The 22,280-nt window shown below is 66.5% G+C and carries 24 protein-coding genes; 8 read left to right on the plus strand and 16 right to left on the minus strand.

Annotated features, from left to right (window positions below):
• Positions 1-4: 4 nt before the first annotated feature.
• Positions 5-829 (plus strand): carbon-nitrogen hydrolase family protein, encoded by an 825-nt coding sequence (locus DQP58_RS09035; RefSeq protein WP_112708079.1) that lies wholly within the window; start codon positions 5-7, stop codon positions 827-829.
• Positions 826-1,869, plus strand: coding sequence for an LmeA family phospholipid-binding protein (locus DQP58_RS09040; protein ID WP_205869381.1), 1,044 nt, complete (start codon positions 826-828; stop codon positions 1,867-1,869). Before DQP58_RS09035 ends, DQP58_RS09040 begins: the two co-directional genes overlap by 4 nt.
• Before the next feature lie 78 nt (positions 1,870-1,947).
• Here DQP58_RS09040 and deoC read toward each other — a convergent pair whose 3' ends face one another.
• The 6 genes from deoC to DQP58_RS09070 all read right to left on the minus strand — a co-directional run bounded on the left by deoC (position 1,948) and on the right by DQP58_RS09070 (position 6,232).
• A complete protein-coding gene (gene deoC, locus DQP58_RS09045) occupies positions 1,948-2,625 on the minus strand; it encodes a deoxyribose-phosphate aldolase (protein ID WP_112708081.1) in 678 nt (225 codons plus the stop codon).
• The gene (locus tag DQP58_RS09050) at positions 2,625-3,065 is read right to left on the minus strand and encodes a DUF2599 domain-containing protein (RefSeq protein WP_112708082.1); all 441 of its coding nucleotides are present in this window, start codon (positions 3,063-3,065) and stop codon (positions 2,625-2,627) included. The genes deoC and DQP58_RS09050 overlap by 1 nt, the downstream gene beginning before the upstream one ends.
• 4 nt (positions 3,066-3,069) lie before the next feature.
• Positions 3,070-3,357, minus strand: a complete 288-nt coding sequence (locus DQP58_RS09055) for a DUF2516 family protein (RefSeq protein WP_040629303.1) — start codon at positions 3,355-3,357, stop codon at positions 3,070-3,072.
• An 87-nt stretch (positions 3,358-3,444) separates the two neighbouring features.
• Positions 3,445-4,059, minus strand: a complete 615-nt coding sequence (gene hbhA / locus DQP58_RS09060; RefSeq protein WP_112708083.1) for a heparin-binding hemagglutinin HbhA — start codon at positions 4,057-4,059, stop codon at positions 3,445-3,447.
• Positions 4,060-4,338: 279 nt separating this feature from the next.
• Complete coding sequence (locus tag DQP58_RS09065; protein WP_066864693.1) at positions 4,339-4,755, minus strand: helix-turn-helix domain-containing protein; 417 nt, start codon at positions 4,753-4,755, stop codon at positions 4,339-4,341.
• Positions 4,756-4,849: 94 nt separating this feature from the next.
• Positions 4,850-6,232, minus strand: a complete 1,383-nt coding sequence (locus tag DQP58_RS09070; RefSeq protein ID WP_430915773.1) for a DUF445 domain-containing protein — start codon at positions 6,230-6,232, stop codon at positions 4,850-4,852.
• A 135-nt stretch (positions 6,233-6,367) separates the two neighbouring features.
• Here DQP58_RS09070 and DQP58_RS09075 point away from each other — a divergent pair, with 135 nt between their 5' ends.
• Both DQP58_RS09075 and pcaA read left to right on the plus strand, forming a co-directional pair.
• Positions 6,368-7,087: a TetR/AcrR family transcriptional regulator gene (locus DQP58_RS09075; RefSeq protein WP_112708085.1), complete on the plus strand. Its 720-nt coding sequence runs from the start codon at positions 6,368-6,370 to the stop codon at positions 7,085-7,087.
• 176 nt (positions 7,088-7,263) lie between these two features.
• Positions 7,264-8,127: a cyclopropane mycolic acid synthase PcaA gene (gene pcaA, locus DQP58_RS09080; RefSeq protein ID WP_112708086.1), complete on the plus strand. Its 864-nt coding sequence runs from the start codon at positions 7,264-7,266 to the stop codon at positions 8,125-8,127.
• Positions 8,128-8,187: 60 nt separating this feature from the next.
• Here pcaA and DQP58_RS09085 read toward each other — a convergent pair whose 3' ends face one another.
• From DQP58_RS09085 to DQP58_RS09100, 4 genes are all read right to left on the minus strand, one after another.
• The gene (locus tag DQP58_RS09085) at positions 8,188-9,048 is read right to left on the minus strand and encodes a cyclopropane mycolic acid synthase family methyltransferase (protein ID WP_112708087.1); all 861 of its coding nucleotides are present in this window, start codon (positions 9,046-9,048) and stop codon (positions 8,188-8,190) included.
• A gap of 94 nt (positions 9,049-9,142) precedes the next feature.
• Positions 9,143-10,006, minus strand: coding sequence for a 3-hydroxybutyryl-CoA dehydrogenase (locus DQP58_RS09090; protein ID WP_112708088.1), 864 nt, complete (start codon positions 10,004-10,006; stop codon positions 9,143-9,145).
• Positions 10,007-10,137: 131 nt separating this feature from the next.
• On the minus strand, positions 10,138-11,424 hold the full coding sequence (gene aceA, locus DQP58_RS09095; protein ID WP_112708089.1) for an isocitrate lyase: 1,287 nt from the start codon (positions 11,422-11,424) through the stop codon (positions 10,138-10,140).
• A 268-nt stretch (positions 11,425-11,692) separates the two neighbouring features.
• Positions 11,693-12,487: an acyl-[acyl-carrier-protein] thioesterase gene (locus DQP58_RS09100; RefSeq protein WP_112708090.1), complete on the minus strand. Its 795-nt coding sequence runs from the start codon at positions 12,485-12,487 to the stop codon at positions 11,693-11,695.
• A 160-nt stretch (positions 12,488-12,647) separates the two neighbouring features.
• Between DQP58_RS09100 and ramB the strand changes: the two genes are divergently transcribed.
• Positions 12,648-14,072 (plus strand): acetate metabolism transcriptional regulator RamB, encoded by a 1,425-nt coding sequence (gene ramB, locus DQP58_RS09105; RefSeq protein ID WP_112708124.1) that lies wholly within the window; start codon positions 12,648-12,650, stop codon positions 14,070-14,072.
• Entirely contained in the window at positions 14,069-14,629 is a 561-nt protein-coding gene (locus DQP58_RS09110; RefSeq protein ID WP_112708091.1) for a carboxymuconolactone decarboxylase family protein, read from the plus strand. The genes ramB and DQP58_RS09110 overlap by 4 nt, the downstream gene beginning before the upstream one ends.
• On the opposite strand, the gene DQP58_RS09115 is transcribed toward DQP58_RS09110, so the two are convergent.
• From DQP58_RS09115 to exaC, 6 genes are read right to left on the minus strand one after another with little or no spacing between them, the layout of a single operon-like run.
• The gene (locus DQP58_RS09115) at positions 14,630-14,908 is read right to left on the minus strand and encodes a hypothetical protein (protein WP_112708092.1); all 279 of its coding nucleotides are present in this window, start codon (positions 14,906-14,908) and stop codon (positions 14,630-14,632) included. It abuts the gene before it with no gap.
• 9 nt (positions 14,909-14,917) lie between these two features.
• Positions 14,918-16,315 carry a dihydrolipoyl dehydrogenase gene (gene lpdA / locus DQP58_RS09120; protein WP_112708093.1) on the minus strand — a complete coding sequence of 466 codons (1,398 nt, stop codon included), beginning with the start codon at positions 16,313-16,315 and terminating at the stop codon, positions 14,918-14,920.
• Positions 16,316-16,364: 49 nt separating this feature from the next.
• Positions 16,365-16,949 (minus strand): hypothetical protein, encoded by a 585-nt coding sequence (locus tag DQP58_RS09125; RefSeq protein WP_112708094.1) that lies wholly within the window; start codon positions 16,947-16,949, stop codon positions 16,365-16,367.
• On the minus strand, positions 16,942-17,220 hold the full coding sequence (locus tag DQP58_RS09130) for a putative holin (protein WP_205869382.1): 279 nt from the start codon (positions 17,218-17,220) through the stop codon (positions 16,942-16,944). Before DQP58_RS09130 ends, DQP58_RS09125 begins: the two co-directional genes overlap by 8 nt.
• Before the next feature lie 19 nt (positions 17,221-17,239).
• On the minus strand, positions 17,240-17,725 hold the full coding sequence (locus DQP58_RS09135; protein WP_112708096.1) for a DUF779 domain-containing protein: 486 nt from the start codon (positions 17,723-17,725) through the stop codon (positions 17,240-17,242).
• The gene (exaC, locus tag DQP58_RS09140; RefSeq protein ID WP_112708097.1) at positions 17,725-19,248 is read right to left on the minus strand and encodes an acetaldehyde dehydrogenase ExaC; all 1,524 of its coding nucleotides are present in this window, start codon (positions 19,246-19,248) and stop codon (positions 17,725-17,727) included. The genes DQP58_RS09135 and exaC overlap by 1 nt, the downstream gene beginning before the upstream one ends.
• Before the next feature lie 98 nt (positions 19,249-19,346).
• Between exaC and DQP58_RS09145 the strand changes: the two genes are divergently transcribed.
• Positions 19,347-20,189: a class I SAM-dependent methyltransferase gene (locus DQP58_RS09145; RefSeq protein ID WP_112708098.1), complete on the plus strand. Its 843-nt coding sequence runs from the start codon at positions 19,347-19,349 to the stop codon at positions 20,187-20,189.
• 21 nt (positions 20,190-20,210) lie between these two features.
• Positions 20,211-22,271, plus strand: coding sequence for a prolyl oligopeptidase family serine peptidase (locus DQP58_RS09150; RefSeq protein WP_240629685.1), 2,061 nt, complete (start codon positions 20,211-20,213; stop codon positions 22,269-22,271).
• The last annotated feature ends 9 nt before the right edge of the window (positions 22,272-22,280 follow it).

The following is a 22,280-nucleotide window of genomic DNA, read 5'->3' on the forward strand; positions in this document are numbered from 1 at the left end:
GCTCATGCGAATCGCCTTGGCGCAGATCCTCAGCGGCACCGACCCGGCAGCAAACCTGCAGCTGGTGAACAAATACAGCCGCCGGGCCGCCGACGCGGGCGCGCAGCTGGTGGTGTTCCCCGAGGCGACCATGTGCCGGTTCGGAGTGCCGCTGGGGCCGATCGCCGAGCCGGTTGACGGGCCCTGGGCCGACGGGGTGCGACGCATCGCTACCGACACCGGCATCGCGGTCGTCGCCGGCATGTTCACGCCGTCCGGCGATGGGCGGGTGAAAAACACGCTGATCGCGGCCGGCGCTGACGGCCCCGACGCCCACTACGACAAGATCCACCTCTACGACGCCTTCGGCTTCACCGAATCGCGCACGGTCGCGCCGGGACACGACCCGGTGGTGATCACGGTCGACGGCGTCCAGGTCGGGCTGACCGTCTGCTACGACATTCGGTTTCCGGCGCTGTACACCGAGCTGGCCCGCCGCGGGGCCCAGGTGATCGCCGTGTGCGCGTCCTGGGGAGCGGGTCCCGGCAAACTCGACCAGTGGACGCTGCTGGCCCGCGCCCGCGCGCTCGATTCGATGAGTTACGTCGCGGCGGCCGGCCAGGCCGATCCCGGTGACGCTCACGGATCCGGTTCGGGCGCACCGACCGGCGTCGGCGGCAGCCTGGTGGTCTCCCCCTTTGGTGACGTCGTCGCCTCGGCCGGCTCGCAGCCACAGCTGGTGGTGGCCGACATCGACGTCGACCGGGTCGCCGAGGCCCGCAAAAGCATCGCGGTCCTTAGCAACCGCTCGGACTTTGCTCAGGTTGATAGGGCAGAATCGGTCGGGTGACGAACCCACAAGGACCACCGAACCCGGACCCGTCGAAGTGGGCCCGTCCCTCCAACCAAGGGCCCTTCGGCCAGCCCCCCACTGAGCGGCCGACCGAGCGGATCAGCACCGGCGGCCCGGGGCACGTGCCCCCGCCGCCGCCCGCCCCCGGTCCCCCGCCTGGGCAGACCGAGCGATTCGGCACCCCCCAGCCGAACATGCAGCAGCCCGGCTACCCGCCCCCGCCGACCCCGCCCGCCGGCCCGACCGAGCGGCTGGCCGCCCAACCAGGCGACGACGCGACACCGGGGAAGAAGAAACGCCGCTTCGGCCGTGACCCGGTCTCCGTCCTGCTGATCTTCATCATCGTGTTCGCGCTGATCATCGCCGCGCTCATCGGGGCCGAGCTCTACGTGCGCCACGTTGCGGACACCAAGGTCGCCGAGGCGGTGGCCTGTGAGGTCAAGGACCAGGCCACCGCGTCCTTCGGCGTGACGCCCCTGATGCTGTGGCAACAGGCGACGAAGCACTACACCAACATCTCGGTGCAGACGGCCGGCAACAACATCCGCGATGCCAAGGGCATGAAGCTCTCGATCAACATCAACGACGTGCGCATCAAGGACAACGGCAACTCGAAGGGCACCATCGGCGCCCTGGACGCCACCATCAGCTGGACCAGTGACGGCATCAAGCAGTCGGTACAGAACGCCATCCCGGTGCTGGGCCCGTTCGTCACCAACACCGTGACGACGCACCCCGCCGACGGCACGATCGAGTTGAAGGGCATGTTGGACAACATCACCGCCAAGCCGGTGGTGTCGGGCACCGGGTTGCAGCTGCAGATCGTCAGTTTCAACGCGCTCGGCTTCACGATGCCCAAGGAGTCCGTGCAGTCGACGCTGGACGACTTCACCTCGAACCTGACCAAGAACTACCCGCTGGGCATCCACGCCGACAGCGTGCAGGTCACGGATACCGGTGTGACGAGCCACTTTTCGACGCGCAACGCCACCATCCCCACCGGCAACGACAACGACCCCTGCTTCGCCAACCTGTGACGGCGAGCTTCTAGGCGGACGGCTCAGTCCGTCCGGCGACGATGCGCGCCGGACCGGCGGGCTGAGGAGCCGGACAAATCACTCCAGGCCGTCGAGCACCGCCCGGGTGCCCGACAGCCCCAGCCGGGTGGCGCCGGCGTCCAGCATCGCGAGCGCGTCCGCGGCGGAGCGGATGCCGCCGCTGGCCTTCACCCCGAGGCGTCCGCCGACCGTCTTCGCCATCAGGGCAACCGCGCGCACGGATGCGCCGCCGGCCGGATGAAACCCGGTCGACGTCTTGACGAAATCGGCGCCGGCCTCTTCGGCGGCGCGGCATACCCGCGCCAGCGTGGCCTCGTCGGCCAGGGCCAGCAGCGCCGCCGACTCCACGATCACCTTGAGCACGGCGCCGCCGATCGCGTCGCGCACGGCCTGGACGTCCGAGCGCACCGCGTCGATGTCGCCGGCCAGCGCCGCCCCCACGTCGATGACCATGTCGATCTCGGTGGCACCGGACGCGACGGCCAGGGCCGCCTCGTGCGCCTTAACCGCCGGCAGGTGCTTGCCCGAGGGAAAACCCGCCACACTGGCCACCCGCAACCCGGTGCCGGCCCGCACCGCGACGGGCACCATCGGGGGCGAGACGCACACCGCGTAGACGCCGAGTTCGGCCGCTTCGGCGACCAGGGCGGTCACGTCGGCGTCGGTTGCTTCGGGCTTGAGCAGCGTGTGGTCGACGAACGCCGCCAACTGCGCGCGGCTGGGTTGGGTTGCCATCAGAAGGATTCTTCCGGACCGCCGGGATTGCAGCCGGAGGCGACCATCTCGGCGTCGTCGACGACCGGTCGCCACGGCTCGAGGTTCCAGCTGATCTTGCCGGGCTGGGCGAGTTCGGCGAACTCCCAGTGGCAGAGGAATTGCGCGCGCATGCCGGCGGTGTCGGCGTCCGGGGACGCGGCGAGCACCTCTGCCCACGCCTCGTCGGCCAGGGCCATGGTTGCCGCAATTCTCGAAGCGGCCCGGCCGGCCGGCGACGGGAACACCCGCAGGCTGCTGCGGCCCTGCCACTGCGCCCACTGGGTGTGGTCGATATAGGGCGGGGACGGGTTGGGCGGATCCGCCGCACCGCCGCCGGGTTCGGGCGCGGCCGTAGCGGGCGGTATCGGGCAGGACAAGGCGACGAGCACCGCGACCGGCGCCGTCAGCAGGGCCATCATTGCGCTAGCGCGACTTACCTTGAATCTCAAGCAGTTTGGGCCGCACATCGACCAGGTACACACCGGCAGCACAGGCCGCGATCGCCATACCGAGCACGCCGAACACGAAACCCAAGATGGATGTCAGGGCGACGGCCCCTCCCAGGATCAACAACCACACCGGCTTGGTCAGCTTCTCGGCGGCGGTATAGGCGTCGGGTCGTTGCAGCGCGGCATGCACGAATGCGTAGATCGCCGTGACCAAGACGGCGATCTGCAAGACCAGCATGACGGTTCCCACGAGGTGGTTCACGCCCTAAGCGTATGCGGGCACCCGCCAAAACGTCGACTCCGAGTCACCCGAAGGCGACTCGGAGCCGAACGTCGTGAAATGCCGTGCTTACTTCTGGGTGACCTTCTTGGCGGGCGCCTTTTTGGCCGGCGCCTTCTTGGCCGGGGCCTTCTTGGCCGGGGCCTTCTTGGCCGGCGCGTTCACGGCCTTCTGCGCCTTCTTGGTGGCGGCTTCGGTCTTGCCGGGCAGCTCGATGCCGACCAGCTTGGCGGCGCGCTCGCCGACCGCGCGGGTCTGCGACGCGACGGTGCCGAGAGCTTCCTGCGTCAGCTCGACGGCCTGGTCGACGTAGCCCTCGGCACGCGCGGAGGCGTCCTCGAACGCGCTCTGGTTGCGCAGGCGCTGCAGGGCCGCCTCGCCGCGCTCGACCAGCTCGTTGTACCGGCTGGTCGCCGCCTCGAGGTAGCCCTCGGCGGCCTTGCGCAGCTCTTCGGTGGTGAATTTGTCGCGCAGCTCGGTGAACTGCTCGGGCAGGTCCTCCTGCAGCTTGGTCAGCCGGGCGCGGCGCTCTTCGACCCGGGTGCGGGTCTCGGCGCGGGTTTCCTCGGCGCGCTCCCGCAGGCCGGCGATCAGGTCGTTGACGGTGGCCAGGGCCAGGTCGGCCGCGCCCAGGGCTGCGAGCAGCGGGGCCCGCAAGTCTTCGATGTTGGTGTTTTCCGCCATGGTTTTTCCTTTCGTGCTGTGTTTTCGCTATTGGCGTTATTCGGTGTTATTGGCTGTCTGGTCGAGAAGTTAGGTGCAAACGTCTCCTTCGCAACTGGGGCCGCCAGTGCCGGGGGCGATGCGACCAGCTATTCAGCTGGAACCGCTGGGTCCTCCCCGTTGGGTAACCGCGACGGCCGGTCGTCTATACATCATCAACTCGCACCGCGATGCGCAGAGTCCGCTTTCTCGGGTAAACGCCCAGCACAGATGGCTACGGTGCCGGATCGAACGGACTGCTCACTCGCTGTCGGATTCGGTCGGACACTCCTCTGGGATCGATTCGTTTTGCTGGGTGAACGATGAATAGATGTCGAGCAGAATTTGCTTTTGGCGCTCGGTGATCGCAGTGTCGGTGACGATCGCGTCCCGCACCTGACTTTTGTCGCTGGGCTCGAGAATCCCGGCGCGCACATAGAGAACCTCGGCGGAAACCCGAAGGGCTTTCGCGATCTGGTTCAGGACATCGGCGGAGGGCTTACGCAATCCACGCTCCACCTGGCTCAAATATGGATTGCTGACCCCGGACTTTTCGGCGAGTTGGCGCACCGACACCTGCGCGAGTTCACGCTGGCTGCGGATGAAACTGCCGATGTCGGAGGCCACTTCGGAGGCAGCGTTGGACACCTTGGCGGAGAGCTTCTCCTCGGGCGTCATGGCGTGCTCCTGGTCGGCTGACTGATCGGGACGGGGATCAGACTACTACAAGTGCTTGCTATTGCAAGCACTTGTTAGCACTGCTAGAAACCCGCTAGATCAGTAGCTGCGCGACGGCATAGATCGCCAACCCCGCCAGCGACCCGACGACGGTCCCGTTGATCCGAATGAATTGAAGGTCACGGCCCACATGCAATTCGATGCGCCGACTGGCCTCCTCGGCGTCCCAGCGCTCGATCGTGTCGGTGATGATCGCGGTGATCTCCACGCCATACTGCGAGACCAGATGCTGAGCCGCCCGGACCAGCCAGTTGTCGACCTTGTCGCGCAGGTCCGCGTCGTCGCGCAGCGATTCCCCGATGCGGACAACGGTGTCGGCGATCCGGGTGCGCAGCGTGCTGGACGGGTCATCCACCCCCTCGAGCACCAGCCGCTTGAGCGTCTTCCACGCGGTCGCGGCGGCGTTGGCGATCTCGTCGCGCGCCATCAGCTGCTCTTTGATCGCATCGGCGCGCGCAATGGTGTCCGGGTCGTGCTGCAGGTCGTCGGCGAAGTCGAACAAAAAGCGGGTGGCCGACCGGCGTAGTTCGTGGTCGGGGTTACGGCGCACCTTGTCGGTGAAGTCCATCAGCTCGCGGTGGATGCGGTCGCCGACGAGATGGTCGACGAAGCGCGGCGACCAGGTCGGTGAATCACGCTCGACCACCCGCTGGATGACCTCGCCGGCCTTCAGCGACCACTGAAAGGCCCGGTCGGCCAGCAACTGGATCAGCGCCTCCTGCCGGTGCTCGGCCAGCAGCGTCGCCAGCACCCGCCCGACCGGCGGGCCCCACTGCGGCTCGGCGATGCGGCGCACGATCATCCGGTCGATCACCTGCTGGACGTCCTCGTCGCGCAGCAGTTCCACCAGCACCCGCAGCACCGTGGCCGTCTCGCTGGCCACCCGCTCGGCGTGGGCGGTCTCCGAGAGCCACTTACCGAGCCGGCCGGACACCTGGGCGTCGCGCAGCTTGGTTTCCACCACCTCCGCCGACAGGAAGTTCTCCCGCACGAAGGTGCCCAGGCCCTCGCCCAGCTGGTCCTTCTTGCGTTTGATGATCGCCGTGTGCGGGATGGGAATGCCCAGCGGATGGCGGAACAGCGCGGTCACCGCGAACCAGTCCGCCAGGGCGCCTACCATCCCGGCCTCGGCGGCCGCGCCGACGTATCCCACCCAGGCCCCCAGGCTGGCGTGCGCCTGGGCCCACCGGCAGGCCAGGAACACGCCGGTGGCACCGATCAGAAAACTCAGTGCCACCATCTTCATCCGGCGCAGCGCCACCCTGCGCTGAGCGTCGGCCTCGGGATCGGCGCCGGCGAACGATTCGGCAAAAGATGCGCGAGTCGGGCCCGCGGCGGTCAGCGGCGTCGCCGATTCTGGCCTCGCCATCGGCGGGCCGGACGCTTCGCCTCGCACCGAGGCTCGATGTGCCACCACTCCATCATCTATCTTTCCCGCGAATTGGTGTGACGACACGGTTCGCGACGCCTCATCCACGCCCGGCCAGAGCAGGAAACCGACCCCCTCACGCCGTAAGATCAGGGGCGTCTAGGGAATGGGAAATAGGCGACAGTGGCAGAGCACATTACGGCTGTGAGCGTCAAAATGGATGGGCGCAAGCGGCGCTGGCATCAACACAAAGTGGAGCGTCGTAACGAACTGGTCGACGGCACGATCGACGCGATTCGGCGACTGGGTGGCGCGCTGAGCATGGATGAGATCGCCGCCGAGATCGGGGTCTCCAAAACGGTGCTGTACCGCTATTTCGTCGACAAGAACGACCTGACGACGGCCGTGATGATGCGGTTCACCCAGACCACCCTGATTCCCAACATGGCCGCGGCGCTGACGTCCAACCTCGACGGCTTCGACCTGGCGCGCGAGATCATCCGGGTGTACGTCGAAACCGTCGCGAACGAGCCCGAGCCGTACCGATTCGTGATGGCCAACAGTTCGGCCAGCAAGAGCAAAGTCCTCGCCGACTCCGAGCGCATCATCGCCCGCATGCTCGCGGTGATGATGCGCCGCCGCATGCACCAGGCCGGGATGGACACCGGCGGCGCCGAACCTTGGGCGTACCTGATCGTCGGCGGGGTGCAGCTGGCCACCCACTCCTGGATGTCCAATCCGCGAATGAGCCGCGACGAGCTGATCGACTACCTGACCATGCTGAGCTGGAATGCCCTCAAGGGGATCGTCGAGGTCGGCGGATCGCTGGAGAAATTCCGCGAGGAGCCCCACCCGTCACCGATCGTGCCGCCCCGCGACCTCGACGACGGCTCCGGCCTCTAAAACGGCCCGGAGCTTTTTGGGATTTACCCCCGTCCCGTGTGACGCTAGGACGCGCCTTGGGAGGGCGACGTGGCCAGCCGCAGGTATTAGCATGCAGGGGAGTATCGGGGGATCAGCGGGGCTGTCGGTTGGCTGTCTACCCCTGTCCCCTGCAGTTCAGAAAGGCTCTAATCGACATGTCTGTGCAGCTCACGCCGCATTTTGGGAACGTGCAAGCCCACTACGACTTGTCCGACGACTTTTTTCGGCTGTTCCTGGATCCCACACAGACCTACAGCTGCGCGTACTTCGAGCGCGATGACATGACGCTCGAGGAGGCGCAGATCGCCAAGATCGATCTAGCGCTGGGCAAATTGAAGCTCGAACCCGGGATGACGCTGCTGGACATCGGTTGCGGCTGGGGGGCCACCCTGCGGCGGGCCATCGAGAAGTACGACGTCAACGTCATCGGCCTCACGCTGTCGGAGAACCAGGCCGAGCACGTGCAGCAGTCCTTCGATCAGATGGACACCCCCCGCAGCCGGCGGGTGCTGCTGGAGGGCTGGGAGAAGTTCCACGAGCCCGTGGACCGCATCGTGTCAATCGGCGCGTTCGAGCACTTCGGCCGGCAGCGCTACGGCCGCTTCTTCAAAATGGCCTACCAGGCGCTGCCGCCCGGCGGAGTGATGTTGCTGCACACCATCGTTCGGCCGTCGTTCAAAGACGCGCGGGCCAAGGGCCTGAAGCTGACCCACGAAATCGTGCAGTTCTCGCAGTTCATCCTGGCCGAGATCTTCCCCGGCGGCTGGCTGCCGACGCCGCAGACCGTCGGCGAGTACGGGGTGACCGCGGGCTTCGACCTGACCCGCGTCCAGTCGCTGCAGTTGCACTACGCCAGGACCTTGGACCTGTGGGCCGAGGCGCTCGAGGCCAATCGCGAGCAGGCGCTCGCCATCCAGTCCCAGGAGGTCTACGACCGGTACATGAAGTACCTGACCGGCTGCGCGAAGCTGTTCCGTGAGGGCTACACCGACGTCAATCAGTTCACGCTGGAGAAGTAACCGGCTCAGTAAAGCAATCAGCCCCGAACGGTTCGCCGTTCGGGGCTGAGGTGTCCCGCCCTACTTGACCAACGTGAATTGCCCCACATTCGTGACGCCCTTGCGGAAGAAGTTCTCGCAGCCGGTCAGATAGTGCATGTATTTGTCGTAGACCTCTTCGGACTGCAGGGCGATCGCCTTGTCCTTGTTGGCCTCCAGGTTGGCCGCCCAGATGTTGAGGGTCCGCGCGTAATGCTGCTGCAGCAACTGCACCCGCTCGATCGTGAAGCCCGCCGCCTCACCGAATTTGAAAATGTCTTCCTGCGCCGGCAACTGTCCACCCGGGAAAATTTCCTGGCCGATGAATCGCGCGAATCGGATATCGCTCATGGTGATCGAAACACCGCGCTCATGCTGTTGTTTCTGCGTGTAGGTCAAGATCGTGTGCAAAAGCATCCGGCCATCGTCGGGAAGGATCTCGTAGGCGCGCTCGAAAAATGCGGGATAGCGCTCCATCTTGAAAGCTTCGAAGGCGCCGATCGTGACGATCCGGTCGACCTTGTCCTCGAACTCTTCCCAGCCCTGCAGCCGCACCTCGATGTTGCGGCCGGTCGGGAATCCGGCGAGCTTGTTCTTGCTGTACTCAAATTGATTGCGGCTCAGCGTGATTCCGATGACGTTGACGTCGTACTTCTCGACGGCCCGCTTCAGCGCGCCGCCCCAGCCACAACCGATGTCGAGCAACGTCATCCCCGGCTCGAGGTTCAGCTTTCCCAGCGCTAGGTCGAACTTCGCAATTTGAGCTTCTTCGAGAGTCATGTCATCGCGCTCGAAGTAGGCGCACGTGTAGCCCATCGTCGCGTCTAGAAATAATGCAAAAAATTCATCTGAGACGTCGTAAATCGACTGCGATTCCTCGTAATACGGTTCCAATTTCGTCATGCCCGCTCTAAACCTTTCGTCCAATTCAACGCGAGCATACTAACCGACCGGTCAGTGAACAGCGATTCGGGCACCGGTGAGTCGTTAAAGCCGCTCAGTAGGAGTAGAAGCCGTGGCCCGTCTTCTTGCCGAGCCGGCCCGCCTCCACCATGCGCAGCAACAGTGGCGGCGGCGCGTACTGCGGTTCCTTGAACTCCTCGAACATCTTGTCCGCGATCAGTTTCAAGGTGTCCAGGCCGACCAGGTCGGACAGCCGCAGCGGGCCCATTGGGTGCGACAACCCGGCCACCACGGCCTTGTCGACGTCTTCGACGGTGGCGAAACCGGCTTCCACCATGCGGATTGCCGACAGCAGGTACGGCACCAGCAGCGCGTTCACCACGAAGCCGGACCGGTCGGAGCAGCGCACCACCTGCTTGCCCAGCACCGCGCTCGCGAACTCCTCGGTGCGCGCGGCCGCGGCGTCGTCGGTGACCAGCGTGCTGACCAACTCGACCAGCGGCAGCACCGGAACGGGGTTGAAGAAGTGCAGACCGAGCACGCGTTGCGGGTTCTTGGTGGCCGCGGCGATCTTCATGATCGGGATGCTGGAGGTGTTGGACGCCAGCACGGCGTCGGGATCGGTGATAACCCGGTCGAGCTCGGCGAACACCTGCGCCTTGACGGCGTCGTCCTCGATGATGGCCTCGATGACCAGTTGGCGGTCCGCGAGGTCCTTCAGGTCCGTGGTGAAGGTGAGCTTGCTCAGCGCGCGGTCGCGTTCGCGCTCGGTCACCTTGCCGGCGCTGACGCCGCGCTCGAGCGACTTCACGATGCGGTTGCGGCCGGCCGTGATGAGGGCGTCGGTGGTCTCGAACACCGTCACGTCGACACCGGCGCGGACCGAGACCTCGGCGATGCCCGACCCCATCTGGCCGGCCCCGACTACTCCTACGCGCTGAATCGTTGTGTCACTCACTTGATCTCTCTCCGGTTCTCTCCGGTAACCCGTATCGTCTTGCACCGCAATAGGCCCCGCCCAGGATCAGCTGGGCGGGGCCTACGCTACTTCATCTCGATGGGCGCGGCGTGCGCCGAGGGCTCAGTGGCTCAGTGAAACTGACCCTCTTCGGTGGAGCCGGTCAGCGCGGTGGTCGACGAGGTCGGGTCCACCGTGGTGGCGATGCGGTCGAAGTAACCGGCACCCACCTCGCGCTGGTGCTTGGTCGCGGTGTAGCCGCGCTCCTCGGCGGCGAACTCGCGCTCCTGCAGCTCGACGTATGCGCTCATCTGGTTGCGGGCGTAGCCGTAGGCCAGATCGAACATCGAGTAGTTCAGGGCGTGGAAGCCGGCCAGCGTGATGAACTGGAACTTGAATCCCATTGCGGCAAGCTCCTTTTGGAACTTCGCGATGGTGGAGTCGTCCAGGTGCTTGCGCCAGTTGAACGACGGCGAGCAGTTGTAGGCCAGCATCTGGTCGGGGAACTCGGCCTTGACGCCCTCGGCGAACTTGGCGGCGAGCTCGAGGTCCGGAGTACCGGTCTCCATCCAGATCAGGTCGGAGTACGGCGCGTAGGCCTTGGCCCGGGCGATGCACGGCTCGAGACCGTTGCGCACCCGGTAGAAGCCTTCCTTGGTGCGCTCACCGGTGATGAACGGCTGGTCGCGCTCGTCGACGTCGGAGGTGATCAGCGTGGCGGCCTCGGCGTCGGTGCGGGCGATGACCACGGTGGGGACGTCGCACACGTCGGCGGCCAGCCGGGCCGAGGTCAGCGTCCGGATGTGCTGCTGGGTCGGGATCAGCACCTTGCCACCCAGGTGTCCACACTTCTTCTCCGAGGCCAGCTGGTCCTCCCAGTGCGAGCCAGCCACACCGGCGGCGATCATGGCCTTCTGCAGCTCGTAGACGTTGAGCGCACCGCCGAAGCCGGCCTCACCGTCGGCGACGATCGGCGCCAGCCAGTTCTCCACCGAGGTGTCACCCTCGACCTTGGCGATCTCGTCGGCGCGCAGCAGCGCGTTGTTGATCCGGCGGACCACCTGCGGCACCGAGTTGGCCGGGTACAGGCTCTGGTCGGGGTAGGTGTGGCCGGACAGGTTCGCGTCACCGGCGACCTGCCAACCCGACAGGTAGATGGCCTTCAGGCCCGCGCGCACCTGCTGCACGGCCATGTTGCCGGTCAGGGCGCCCAGGGCGTTGATGTACTCGAGGTCGTGCAGCTGCTCCCAGAGCACCTCGGCGCCGCGGCGGGCCAGGGTGGCCTCCTCGACTACGGTGCCTTGCAGGGCGACGACGTCCTCGGCCGTGTAGGTCCGGGTGACACCCTTCCAACGCGGGTTGGTGTCCCAGTCCTTCTGGATCTGTTCGGCGCTCTTGGGGGTGCCAACGACAGACATTGGGCATGCTCCTTCACGGTCTTCACTACTGAGTTGCGGACGCCGCACCAGCGGTAGCTAGCGGCTCAACTTCGCTGGTGTGCTAACTCGAAGATGACACAGCTCGTACGGGCTGGTCCACCCGTTTCAGTTGCCAATTTAAGCAACGGGGCCGACCGATTTTGCGAAGCTTGTTAAGTCGCGAACAAACTTAACCGTTTCAGAAGCTACCCGCCGGTAACCCCAAAGCCGCAGGTCACACCGCAAATTAACCGGGACGCTTGTCCTGTTAGCGAGCAAAGATCGCGGCGACGGCTTTCGCCTCGTCGCCGACGGCATATGTGAGCGTTGTAACAGTTCGATCGGCCAGCTCGGGACCGAATTGTTCGGTGGACCCAGCGGGGTGGACGTGCGAGATGATCTCCAGCTTGTCGCCCAGCGCCACCGGCGCCTCGTGCTCGATGGTGACGCGCAGCGGGGTCCGCATCAGCTCCAGATGGGACGCCAGATAGTCCTCGATCACACTCCAGTACACGGAGTTGTTCATGTGGTCGAACAGGTCGATGTCGGTGACCCGGACCGGAAACTCGTGGATCTCGACCGCGTCGTCGCGGCTGCCCGGCTTGAGATACGACTTCCACCGCAGCCGGTCTACGGAAGTGGTCTTGTGCAGGCCGGCCAGGAAGTCGTCGGCGATGCGCGAGGGCATCTGGGTGTCGCGGTTGATGTTGATCCAGAACGCCTCGGACTCGATGAGCCCGCCCTTGCGGCCATCGATGCGGACCCGCATCTCGCACCACCGGTTCGACGTGCCCGAACACCAGCGACGCAGGCGCAGCATGTCGTTGAACTCGATCGGTCGGACCAGGTCGAGCATGGTGCGCCGGACGATCCACAGCGGATGGGTCTCCTCGAAGCCCATCTCGCGCAGCTGGTCCTGGCCGATGTCCTGGATGTGGCGCGCCGCGGCGTCCAGCCGCAACCGGCCCGTGCGGTCGATATCGCCGACCCGCAACGGCCACTGGCGGTCGAAAACGTCAGGGTGACCGTCGGGCACCGGCATCAGTTGTTTATCCAGGCTCACCGCGTCGCTCCCGTTTCCTCCTTGTGGTTACCCCAGGCTAAGGCCTATGGCCCCGCTCGAATCATGCCAACGGGGTGCGTCGAACACCAATCCCGACGCGACCGCAGGCATTGCCAAGTCTGCGAACTCCCATCTTCGCAAGGCCGGTAACCTCGGAGACGTGTCCAAAACGTTCGTCGGGTCCCGCGTTCGCCAGCTTCGCAACGAACGCGGGTTCTCCCAGGCCGCGCTGGCTCAGATGCTGGAGATCTCACCGAGCTACCTCAACCAGATCGAGCACGACGTCCGCCCGCTGACCGTGGCCGTGCTGCTGCGCATCACCGAGGTGTTCGGGGTGGATGCGACGTTCTTCTCCTCCCAGGACGACACCCGGCTGGTCGCCGAGCTGCGTGAGGTCACCATGGACCGTGACCTGGACATCGACGTCGACCCCACCGAGGTCGCCGAGATGGTCAGCGCCCATCCCGCGTTGGCCCGCGCGGTGGTCAACCTGCACCGGCGCTACCGGATCACCACGGCCCAGCTCGCGGCCGCCACCGAGGAGCGGTACTCCGACGGCAGCGGCAGCGGGTCGATCACCATGCCGCACGAGGAAGTCCGCGACTACTTCTACCAACGACAGAACTACCTGCACGAGCTGGACACCGCCGCCGAGGATCTGACCATCAAGATGCGGTTGCACCACGGGGATCTGGCGCGCGAGCTGACCCGGCGGCTCACCGAGGTGCACGGCGTGCACATCAACCGGCGGATCGATCTGGGCGACACCGTGCTGCACCGCTTCGATCCCAAAACCAAGACGCTGGAATTCAGCAACCACCTGTCGTTGGGGCAGCAGGTGTTCAAGATGGCCGCCGAACTGGCCTACCTCGAATTCGGCGATCTGATCGACACTTTGGTCGAGGAGGGCAAGTTCACCAGCGACGAGTCACACACCCTCGCCCGGCTGGGGCTGGCCAACTACTTCGCCGCGGCCACCGTGCTCCCCTACCGCCAGTTCCACGACGTCGCGGAGAATTTTCGCTACGACGTCGAGCGGCTGTCGTCGTTCTACTCGATCAGTTACGAGACCATCGCACACCGGCTTTCGACGTTGCAGCGGCCGTCGATGCGCGGCGTGCCGTTCTCGTTCGTCCGGGTCGACCGGGCCGGGAACATGTCAAAACGTCAGTCCGCCACCGGTTTCCACTTCTCCTCCAGCGGAGGCACCTGCCCGCTGTGGAATGTCTACGAGACGTTCGCCAACCCGGGCAAGATCCTGGTGCAGATCGCCCAAATGCCCGATGGCCGCAACTACATGTGGGTGGCCCGCACCGTGGAACGGCGCGCGGCCCGGTATGGTCAGCCGGGTAAGACCTTCGCGATCGGCCTGGGCTGCGAGCTTCGCCACGCGCACCGGCTGGTCTACTCGGAGGGACTCGACGTCTCGGGGGAACCAGGAACAGTGGCCACACCGATCGGCGCGGGCTGTCGGGTCTGCGAACGCGACAATTGCCCGCAGCGCGCCTTCCCCGCGCTCGGCCGCGCACTCGATCTCGACGAGCACCGCAGCACGGTGTCGCCCTACCTGGTAACGCAGCCGTGAGCGCGCCGGCGAACGGCCGCATCCCGCCGGGGCGGTTCCGCGAACTGGGGCCGATCAACTGGGTGATCGCCAAGCTGGGTGCGCGCACCGTGCGAGCCCCGCAGATGCACCTGTTCACCACCCTGGGGCAGCGCCAGTTACTGTTCTGGACCTGGCTGGCCTACGGGGGCCGGCTGCTGCGCGGCAAGCTCCCGACCATCGACACCGAACTGGTGATCCTGCGCGTCGCCCACCTGCGCGCGTGCGAATACGAGTTGCAGCACCATCGCCGGATGGCGCGCACCGCCGGGCTCGACGCCGATCTGCAGGCCGCGATCTTCGCGTGGCCGCAGCGGTTGGACCCGGTCGATGCGCGCCTGACGGTGCGTCAGCAGGCGCTGCTGTCGGCGACGGACGAGTTCGTCAAGGACCGGACCGTCACCGCCGAGACCTGGCAGGCGCTGGCCGCCCACCTGGATCGGCGGCAGCTGATCGAATTCTGTTTGCTGGCAAGCCAATACGATGGTCTGGCCGCGACCATGTCAGCGCTCGAGATTCCGCTGGACCATCCGCGCTAGCTACAGGTAGACGTCGGCGAGGATGGCCAGCGTCAATATCACGGGAAGCACCGGCAGCGCGAAGGCGAACGCCGCCCACGGCCGCTTGCCCCGCCGGCGCTGCCGCAAGCCCCACAGCGCGGCGCCGACCCCAAGCACCACCGACGCCAGCAGCACCCAAGGGCCCCAGTGGCCGGCGGTCGCGTTGTCGCCGTTCGAAATGGCCAGCAGCCACAGGACATAACCGGTCGCCAGGCCACCGACGGCACCCGCGAGGGCCTGGGGGGTGACGGTGCGCATATCTCTTACTCAGAAATTGATCATGTGCCCGGTCAGGCCGTGGAAGCATTCCTGCAGCGCCTCGGACATGGTCGGGTGGGTGTGGACGTTGCGGGCCAGCTCTGTAGCGGTCAGGTCCCACTTCTGGGCCAGAGTCAGCTCCGGAAGCAACTCGGACACATCGTGGCCGACCAGGTGTCCACCCAGCAGCTCACCGTATTTCGCGTCGGCGATCAGCTTGACGAATCCGCTGGGGTCACCCACGCCGTGGGCCTTGCCGTTGGCGGTGAACGGAAACTTCGCCACCACCACGTCGTGGCCCTCCTCGCGGGCCTGCTCCTCGGTGAGCCCGAAGCTGGCGACGTTGGGCTGGCAGAACGTCGCGCGCGGCATCATCCGGTAGTCACCGAGCGCCAAAGTCTCTGCGCCGGCGATGGTTTCGGCCGCCACCACGCCCTGAGCCTCGGCGACGTGGGCCAGCTGCAACTTTCCGGTGACATCGCCGATGGCGTAGATGTGCTCGATGTTGGTCCGCATGTAGTCGGTGATTCCGATGGCCTTGCGGTCGGTGAGCGCGACGCCGGCCGCCTCGAGACCGTAACCCTCGACGTTTGGCGCAAAACCGATGGCTTGCAACACCTTTGCGGCCTTGAGTTCCTGGGAGTTGCCGTCCTTGCTGACCACCACGGTCACCTCGGAGCCGTTGTCGGAGATCGACTCGACTTTGGTGCTGGTCATGATCTTGACGCCCAGCTTCTTGAACTGCCGCTCGACCTCCTTGGAGACATCGGCGTCCTCGTTTGGCAGGGCGCGCGGCAGGAACTCGACGACGGTCACGTCGACGCCGTAGTTCTTCAGCACGTAGCCGAATTCCATGCCGATCGCCCCGCAACCGGCGATGATGATCGACTCCGGCAGCTCGCGGGACAGGATCAGTTCCTCATAGGTGACCACGTTGGCCGACAGCGACGTGCCGGGGACCAGGCGGGTGCTGCTGCCGGTGGCGATGATGGCGTTGTCGAAAGTCACCGTCTCCGTGCCGCCTTCGTTGAGCTCGACGGCGATCGTGTTGGCGTCGGTAAAGCGGCCGTAGCCATGGATTTCGGTGATCTTGTTCTTCTTCATCAGGAAGTGCACCCCGGCGACGCGGCCCTCGGCCACCTTGCGGCTGCGGTCGAACGCGACTCCGTAGTCGAAGGTCGCCTCGCCGCTGATGCCGAACGTCTTGGCCTCTTTGGTGAAGATGTGGGCGAGTTCGGCGTTGCGCAGCAGGGCCTTGGAGGGGATGCACCCGACGTTGAGGCAGACGCCACCCCAGTACTTCGGTTCGACCACCGCGGTGCTCAGCCCCAGCTGTGCGGCACGTATGGCTGCGACATATCCGCCGGGACCGGCCCCGAGGACGACGACGTCATAGTGAGAAGTCACGAGCCCACCCTAGTTGGCCGCGGGGTCTGGCGGCCGCCCGGGCGAGCCGTCAATAGGGAATGACACCGACCAGACAGTGCCCCACTCGCTCGCAGTGGTAGTAGCCGTACAGGGGTGCCGCGGCGACCAGCGACGCGAACGGCCCGGACATCAGCGCCACCGCGAGCGCCGAGATCAGCGGCCGGCCTTCGGTCATCGCCAGCATCACCGCGCCGACGATGCACACCACCAGGTAGGCCAGGACGACGAACAGCGCCGTCGTCTTATCGGACGAGTGATACCACCAAGAGAACAGTCCCAGCCCGATCACCGCCGCCGCGGACCACGCACCCAGCAGCACCAGGGCCAGCTTCCACCACCGAAGATAGAGATACCGGCCGGGCACGTTGATCGGTTGGACGGGGCCGACGGGATCGGGCGACTTCTGCTCGCTACCCTCCGGCGTCAGCGTCGCGTCCGCCGTTGGTCCGGCAGCGGCCTCCGGCTCGGCCACCGCGGGGTGCTCGCCGGTGTCGTCATCGAAATCGGGCACCCAGGACTGGGTGCCGGTGTGCTCGGAGTCGTCTTCGTCATCCGAGAAGTCCGGTACGAACGCCTCGGTGCCGGGGCTCGAGGCGTCCTTGTCGTCAGCCACCGGCGGTCACCCGCAGCGCGACGAGCACACCGAACCAGCCCGGCGCCACCGACAGCAGGAACGCCCCGAGCATGGTGACCCACCGGCGCCCGGAGAACAGGATCGTCGCCAGCCCCACGACGCTGGGGATGCCGGCCACCGCGGCGATGGCGACGCCCGGGCGAACGCTGGAGTGAATCGCCAGGGTGCACGCCACGCCCGCCAAAAGTCCGACCGCACTGCCGATCAGCATGGCGCTGGCCAACAGCCAGGGACGCGGAAGGGGGATCACTTTCTCGACTGTACTGCGGCTACCGGCGCGGGGGGCACGTTGACGACGCCGCGTCGGCCACCACCGGACCCCGCGCCGGGGGGCGTTCACCGCGTTGGTAATCCGCACCGGTGATCACCGCCGCGGCGGCCAGGGCGGCCCGTTCGTCGTCGGTGAAGACGCGGCCGCGGGACAGGAACCGCACCCCGTCGGGTGCCTCCAGGCTGAACCCGCCCCCGCGGCCCGGCACGACGTCGATGACCAGTTGGGTGTGCTTGTCGCGATAGTGGGCGGTGTACTGCGGACCCGAAATCCATACCGGCACACCGTCTGTCCCGACGTCGAGGACGCCGAGCAAGACGTCGCGATCGCCGATCAGGAAATCTCCGAGCGGATAACACATCGGCGACGACCCATCGCAGCAGCCACCGGACTGGTGGAACATCACCGGGCCGTGGGCGGCCTGCAGCCGCGCCAGCACCTCGGCGGCCGGGGCGGTGATGACCACCCCTGGGGGCGGAACCATCAGAAGAAACCCTGCGCCTTCTCGGAATACGACACCAGCAGGTTCTTGGTCTGCTGGTAGTGGTCCAGCATCATCTTGTGGTTCTCCCGGCCGATGCCGGACTGCTTGTAGCCGCCGAACGCGGCGTGGGCCGGATAGACGTGGTAGCAGTTCACCCACACCCGGCCGGCCTGGATGTCGCGCCCGGCCCGGTATGCGGTGTTGCCGTCGCGGCTCCACACCCCGGCCCCCAGGCCATAGAGGGTGTCGTTGGCGATCGAGATCGCGTCGTCGTAATCGGCGAACGACGTCACCGTGACCACCGGCCCGAAGATCTCCTCCTGGAAGACCCGCATCTTGTTGTTGCCGCTGAAGATGGTGGGCTGCATGTAGAAGCCGCCGGACAGGTCGCCGCCGAGCTCGGCGCGTTCGCCGCCGGTGATCACCTTGGCGCCCTCGTCCTTGCCGATCTCGATGTAGGACAACACCTTTTCCAGCTGGTCGTTGGACGCCTGCGACCCCAGCATGGTCTCGCTGTCCAGCGGATCACCCTGCCGGACCGCCTTGGTGCGGATCGCGGCCAGCTCGAGGAACTCGTCGTAGATGTCGGCCTGGACCAGGCTGCGCGACGGGCACGTGCACACCTCGCCCTGGTTGAGGGCGAACATGGTGAAGCCCTCCAGCGCCTTGTCCTGGTAGTCGTCGGCCTTGGCCAGCACGTCGGAGAAGAAGATGTTGGGGCTCTTGCCGCCGAGCTCCAGCGTGACCGGGATGAGGTTCTGGGACGCGTACTGCATGATCAGCCGCCCGGTGGTGGTCTCGCCGGTGAACGCGATCTTGGCGATCCGGTTGCTCGACGCCAGCGGCTTGCCGGCCTCGGCGCCGAACCCGTTGACGACGTTGACCACGCCCGGCGGGAGCAGGTCGCCGATGAGCGACATCAGGTAAAGCACCGAAACCGGTGTCTGCTCAGCGGGTTTGAGCACCACCGCGTTGCCGGCCGCCAGCGCGGGCGCCAGTTTCCAGGCACCCATCAGGATGGGGAAGTTCCACGGGATGATCTGCCCGACCACACCGAGCGGCTCGTGGAAGTGGTAGGCGACGGTGTCGTCGTCGATCTGGCTCAGCGCGCCCTCCTGCGCGCGCAGCGCCGCGGCGAAGTAGCGGAAGTGGTCGGCGGCCAACGGAATGTCGGCGGCCAGCGCCTCGCGGATCGGCTTGCCGTTGTCCCAGACCTCGGCCACCGCCAGCGCCGTGGTGTGTTCCTCGATGCGGTCGGCGATCTTGTTCAGGATGGCCGCGCGCTCCGCGGGTGCCGTCTTGCCCCACGCCGGGGCGGCGGCGTGCGCGGCGTCGAGCGCCTTGTCGATGTCGGCGTCATCGGAGCGGGCCACCTCGCAGAACGGCTGCCCGGTGACCGGGGTCGGGTTCTCGAAGTACCGACCCTTGGCCGGCGCCACCCACTCGCCCCCGATGAAGTTCTCGTACCGGGATTCGTACGACATCAGCGCCCCGGCGGAACCCGGACGTGCGAAAACAGTCATTGCCCGTCTCCTCGCTTCTCCTCTTGTAACACACCTCACACTACCGCCGCGCCCGGCCGTAGAGTGGGCGCCGAACCCACAGCATGAGGTGTTGAGCGATGCCCGAAGCCAATTCGGCGGCAGACGCCTTGCGTCAATGGAATTCGGTCGCCCCGGGCTGGGACCGGTATCGGGACCGCCTCTTCTCCGATGTGCTCGCGGTGTCGGAGTGGTTGGTCGAGCAGGTCGATCCGCAGCCCGGCCAGACCGTCCTGGAGCTGGCGGCCGGCCCCGGCGAGACCGGTTTCCTCGCCGCCGCCCGGCTCGGACCGACCGGACGCCTCATCTGCAGCGACTTCGCGCCCGCGATGGTCGCGGCGGCGAGCCGCGGCGCCGCCGAGTGGGGTGTAGCCAACGTCGAATGCCGCGTCCTCGACGCACAACAGATCGACCTGCCCGACGCCAGCGTCGACGGGGTCCTCATGCGGTTCGGGCTGATGCTGGTGCCCGAGCAGGGCCGCGCGATCGCCGAGATCCGGCGGGTGCTGCGGCAAGGCGGCCGGTGCGCCTACGCGACGTGGGGTCCGCCGCAGGACAACCCGTGGATCTTCCAGCTCGTGGCGGCGCTGCTGCAAAACGGCGTCCCACCACCCGGTGACGCCTTCGCGCCGGGGGGCCTGTTCTCCCTGTCCACCCCCGAAACCAACCGCGCGTTGGCGGCCGCCAACGGCTTCGACGACGTCACGGTCGAACAGCTCAGCGGCGTCATGCGGTTCGACGGCCTCGACGACTACTGGGACCACGTCACGGCGGTCGCCGGACCCGTGGCGGAACTGGTCGGCTCGCTGCCCACCGGGCAAATCGAAGCCGTCCGCGCGACGCTGGCGCCGGCGGTGGCGCCGTACCAACGCGACGGCGCGCTCGAACTGCCCTGGCTGGCCACCGTCACGAGCCTCGCCTGACGGTCCGCCACAATGGCGGTCATGGCTGACGACCCATACCTGTGGCTCGAGGACATCACCAGCGACGAGGCGCTGGACTGGGTGCGGTCGCGTAACGAGCCGACACTGGCACGCTTTCGGGACGAGAATTTCGAGCGGATGCGCATCGAGGCGCTCGAGGTGCTCGACACCGACGCGCGCATCCCCTACGTGGTCCGCCGCGGCGAGTACCTCTACAACTTCTGGCGCGATGCGGCCAACCCCCGCGGGCTGTGGCGGCGCACTACCCTGGACAGCTATCGCACCGACTCCCCGGAGTGGGACGTGCTGATCGACGTCGACGAGCTGGGTCGGGCCGACGGCGAGAAGTGGGTGTGGGCCGGCGCGGGCGTCATCTACCCGGAATACACCCGCGCGTTGGTCAGCCTCTCCCGCGGCGGCTCCGACGCCTCCATCGTGCGCGAATTCGACATCGAGACAAGGAAATTCGTCGACGACGGGTTCGCGCTACCCGAAGCCAAGTCGCAGGTCAGCTGGGCCGATCCGGACACCGTGCTGGTCGGCACCGATTTCGGCGAGGATTCGCTGACCGACTCCGGCTATCCACGAGTGGTCAAACGGTGGCGCCGCGGCACCCCCCTCGCCGACGCCGAGACGGTCTTCGAGGGATCTCGCTCCGACGTCAACGTGGTGGCCAGCGTCAGCCGGATCCCCGGGTTCGAGCGCACCCTGATCGGCCGCGCCTTGGACTTCTGGAACGAAGAGGTCTACGAGCTGCGCGGGTCGGAAATGATCCGCATCGACGCGCCCACCGACGCCAGCGTGAGCCTGCACCGCGAGTGGCTGTTGATCGAGCTGCGCAGCGACTGGTCGTTGGGTGAGGACACCTACACCGCCGGGTCGCTGCTGGCCGCGAATTACGAGGAATTCCTTTCCGGCACAGCGCAATTGCAGGCGGTGTTCGAACCCGACGAGCACACCGCGCTCAACCACTACGCGTGGACCAAAGACCGGCTGCTGATTGTCACACTCGCCGACGTCGCCAGCCGCGTGGCGATCGTCACGCCGCCATCGCGTGACGATCTCCTGCGCCCGGCTCCGCCACGCTTGCGATCGTCACTAGGCGACTGGCGACGCGAGCCGGTGGCCGGGATTCCCGCCGCGACCAATACCGTCGTCGTCTCCGCCGACGACACCGGCGACGAATTCTTCTTGGATTCCAGCGGATTCGACTCGCCGTCGCGGCTGATGCGCGGAACCGACGACGGCCGGCTCGAGCAGATCAAGTCCGCGCCGGCCTTCTTCGACGCCGAAAACATCTCGGTGACACAGAACTTCGTCGCGTCGCAGGACGGCACGTCGATCCCCTATTTTGTGGTGCGCGGTCCGCAGCCCGCCGACGGGCCGGCGCCCACCCTGCTCTACGGCTACGGCGGCTTCGAATCGTCGAACACGCCGGGCTACAGCGGGGTGCTGGGCCGGTTGTGGCTGGCCCGCGGCGGCACCTACGTCCTGGCCAACATTCGCGGCGGGGGCGAATACGGTCCCGGCTGGCACACCCAGGCGATGCGGGAGGGCCGGCACAAGGTGGCCGAGGACTTCGCCGCCGTCGCAGCCGATTTGGTGGATCGCGGCATCACCACGGTCGAGCAGCTCGGGGCGCAGGGCGGCAGCAACGGGGGCCTGCTGATGGGCATCATGTTGACGCAGTACCCAGAGCGGTTCGGCGCGCTGGTGTGCAGCGTGCCCCTGCTGGACATGAAGCGATACCACCTGCTGCTGGCCGGCGCCTCCTGGGTCGCCGAATACGGCGACCCCGACAACCCCGATGACTGGGCATTCATCTCCGAATACTCGCCGTATCAAAACATTTCGGCGACGCGCCGTTACCCGCCGGTGCTGATGACCACCTCCACCCGCGATGACCGGGTGCACCCGGGGCATGCCCGCAAGATGACGGCAGCACTCGAGGCCGCCAGTCATCAGGTCTTCTACTACGAGAACATCGAGGGCGGGCACGCCGGCGCCGCGGACAACGAGCAGGTGGCGTTCAAGTCCGCGCTGACCTATTCGTTCCTATGGCAGACGCTCGCCCGGCCATAGGATCGTCGA

Origin of the sequence: Mycobacterium colombiense, from assembly GCF_003284975.1 — a bacterium.
Taxonomy (GTDB): Bacteria; Actinomycetota; Actinomycetes; order Mycobacteriales; family Mycobacteriaceae; genus Mycobacterium; species Mycobacterium europaeum_A.

Excerpts from the sequence above, each read along its gene's own strand:
- DQP58_RS09035 (WP_112708079.1), top strand. The coding sequence starts at position 5 with ATGCGAATCGCCTTGGCGCAGATCCTCAGCGGCACCGACCCGGCAGCA.
- deoC (WP_112708081.1), bottom strand. The coding sequence starts at position 2,625 with ATGGCAACCCAACCCAGCCGCGCGCAGTTGGCGGCGTTCGTCGACCAC.
- DQP58_RS09050 (WP_112708082.1), bottom strand. The coding sequence starts at position 3,065 with ATGATGGCCCTGCTGACGGCGCCGGTCGCGGTGCTCGTCGCCTTGTCC.
- hbhA (WP_112708083.1), bottom strand. The coding sequence starts at position 4,059 with ATGGCGGAAAACACCAACATCGAAGACTTGCGGGCCCCGCTGCTCGCA.
- DQP58_RS09065 (WP_066864693.1), bottom strand. The coding sequence starts at position 4,755 with ATGACGCCCGAGGAGAAGCTCTCCGCCAAGGTGTCCAACGCTGCCTCC.
- pcaA (WP_112708086.1), top strand. The coding sequence starts at position 7,264 with ATGTCTGTGCAGCTCACGCCGCATTTTGGGAACGTGCAAGCCCACTAC.
- DQP58_RS09085 (WP_112708087.1), bottom strand. The coding sequence starts at position 9,048 with ATGACGAAATTGGAACCGTATTACGAGGAATCGCAGTCGATTTACGAC.
- aceA (WP_112708089.1), bottom strand. The coding sequence starts at position 11,424 with ATGTCTGTCGTTGGCACCCCCAAGAGCGCCGAACAGATCCAGAAGGAC.
- DQP58_RS09115 (WP_112708092.1), bottom strand. The coding sequence starts at position 14,908 with ATGCGCACCGTCACCCCCCAGGCCCTCGCGGGTGCCGTCGGTGGCCTG.
- DQP58_RS09135 (WP_112708096.1), bottom strand. The coding sequence starts at position 17,725 with ATGGTTCCGCCCCCAGGGGTGGTCATCACCGCCCCGGCCGCCGAGGTG.
- exaC (WP_112708097.1), bottom strand. The coding sequence starts at position 19,248 with ATGACTGTTTTCGCACGTCCGGGTTCCGCCGGGGCGCTGATGTCGTAC.
- DQP58_RS09145 (WP_112708098.1), top strand. The coding sequence starts at position 19,347 with ATGCCCGAAGCCAATTCGGCGGCAGACGCCTTGCGTCAATGGAATTCG.
- DQP58_RS09150 (WP_240629685.1), top strand. The coding sequence starts at position 20,211 with ATGGCTGACGACCCATACCTGTGGCTCGAGGACATCACCAGCGACGAG.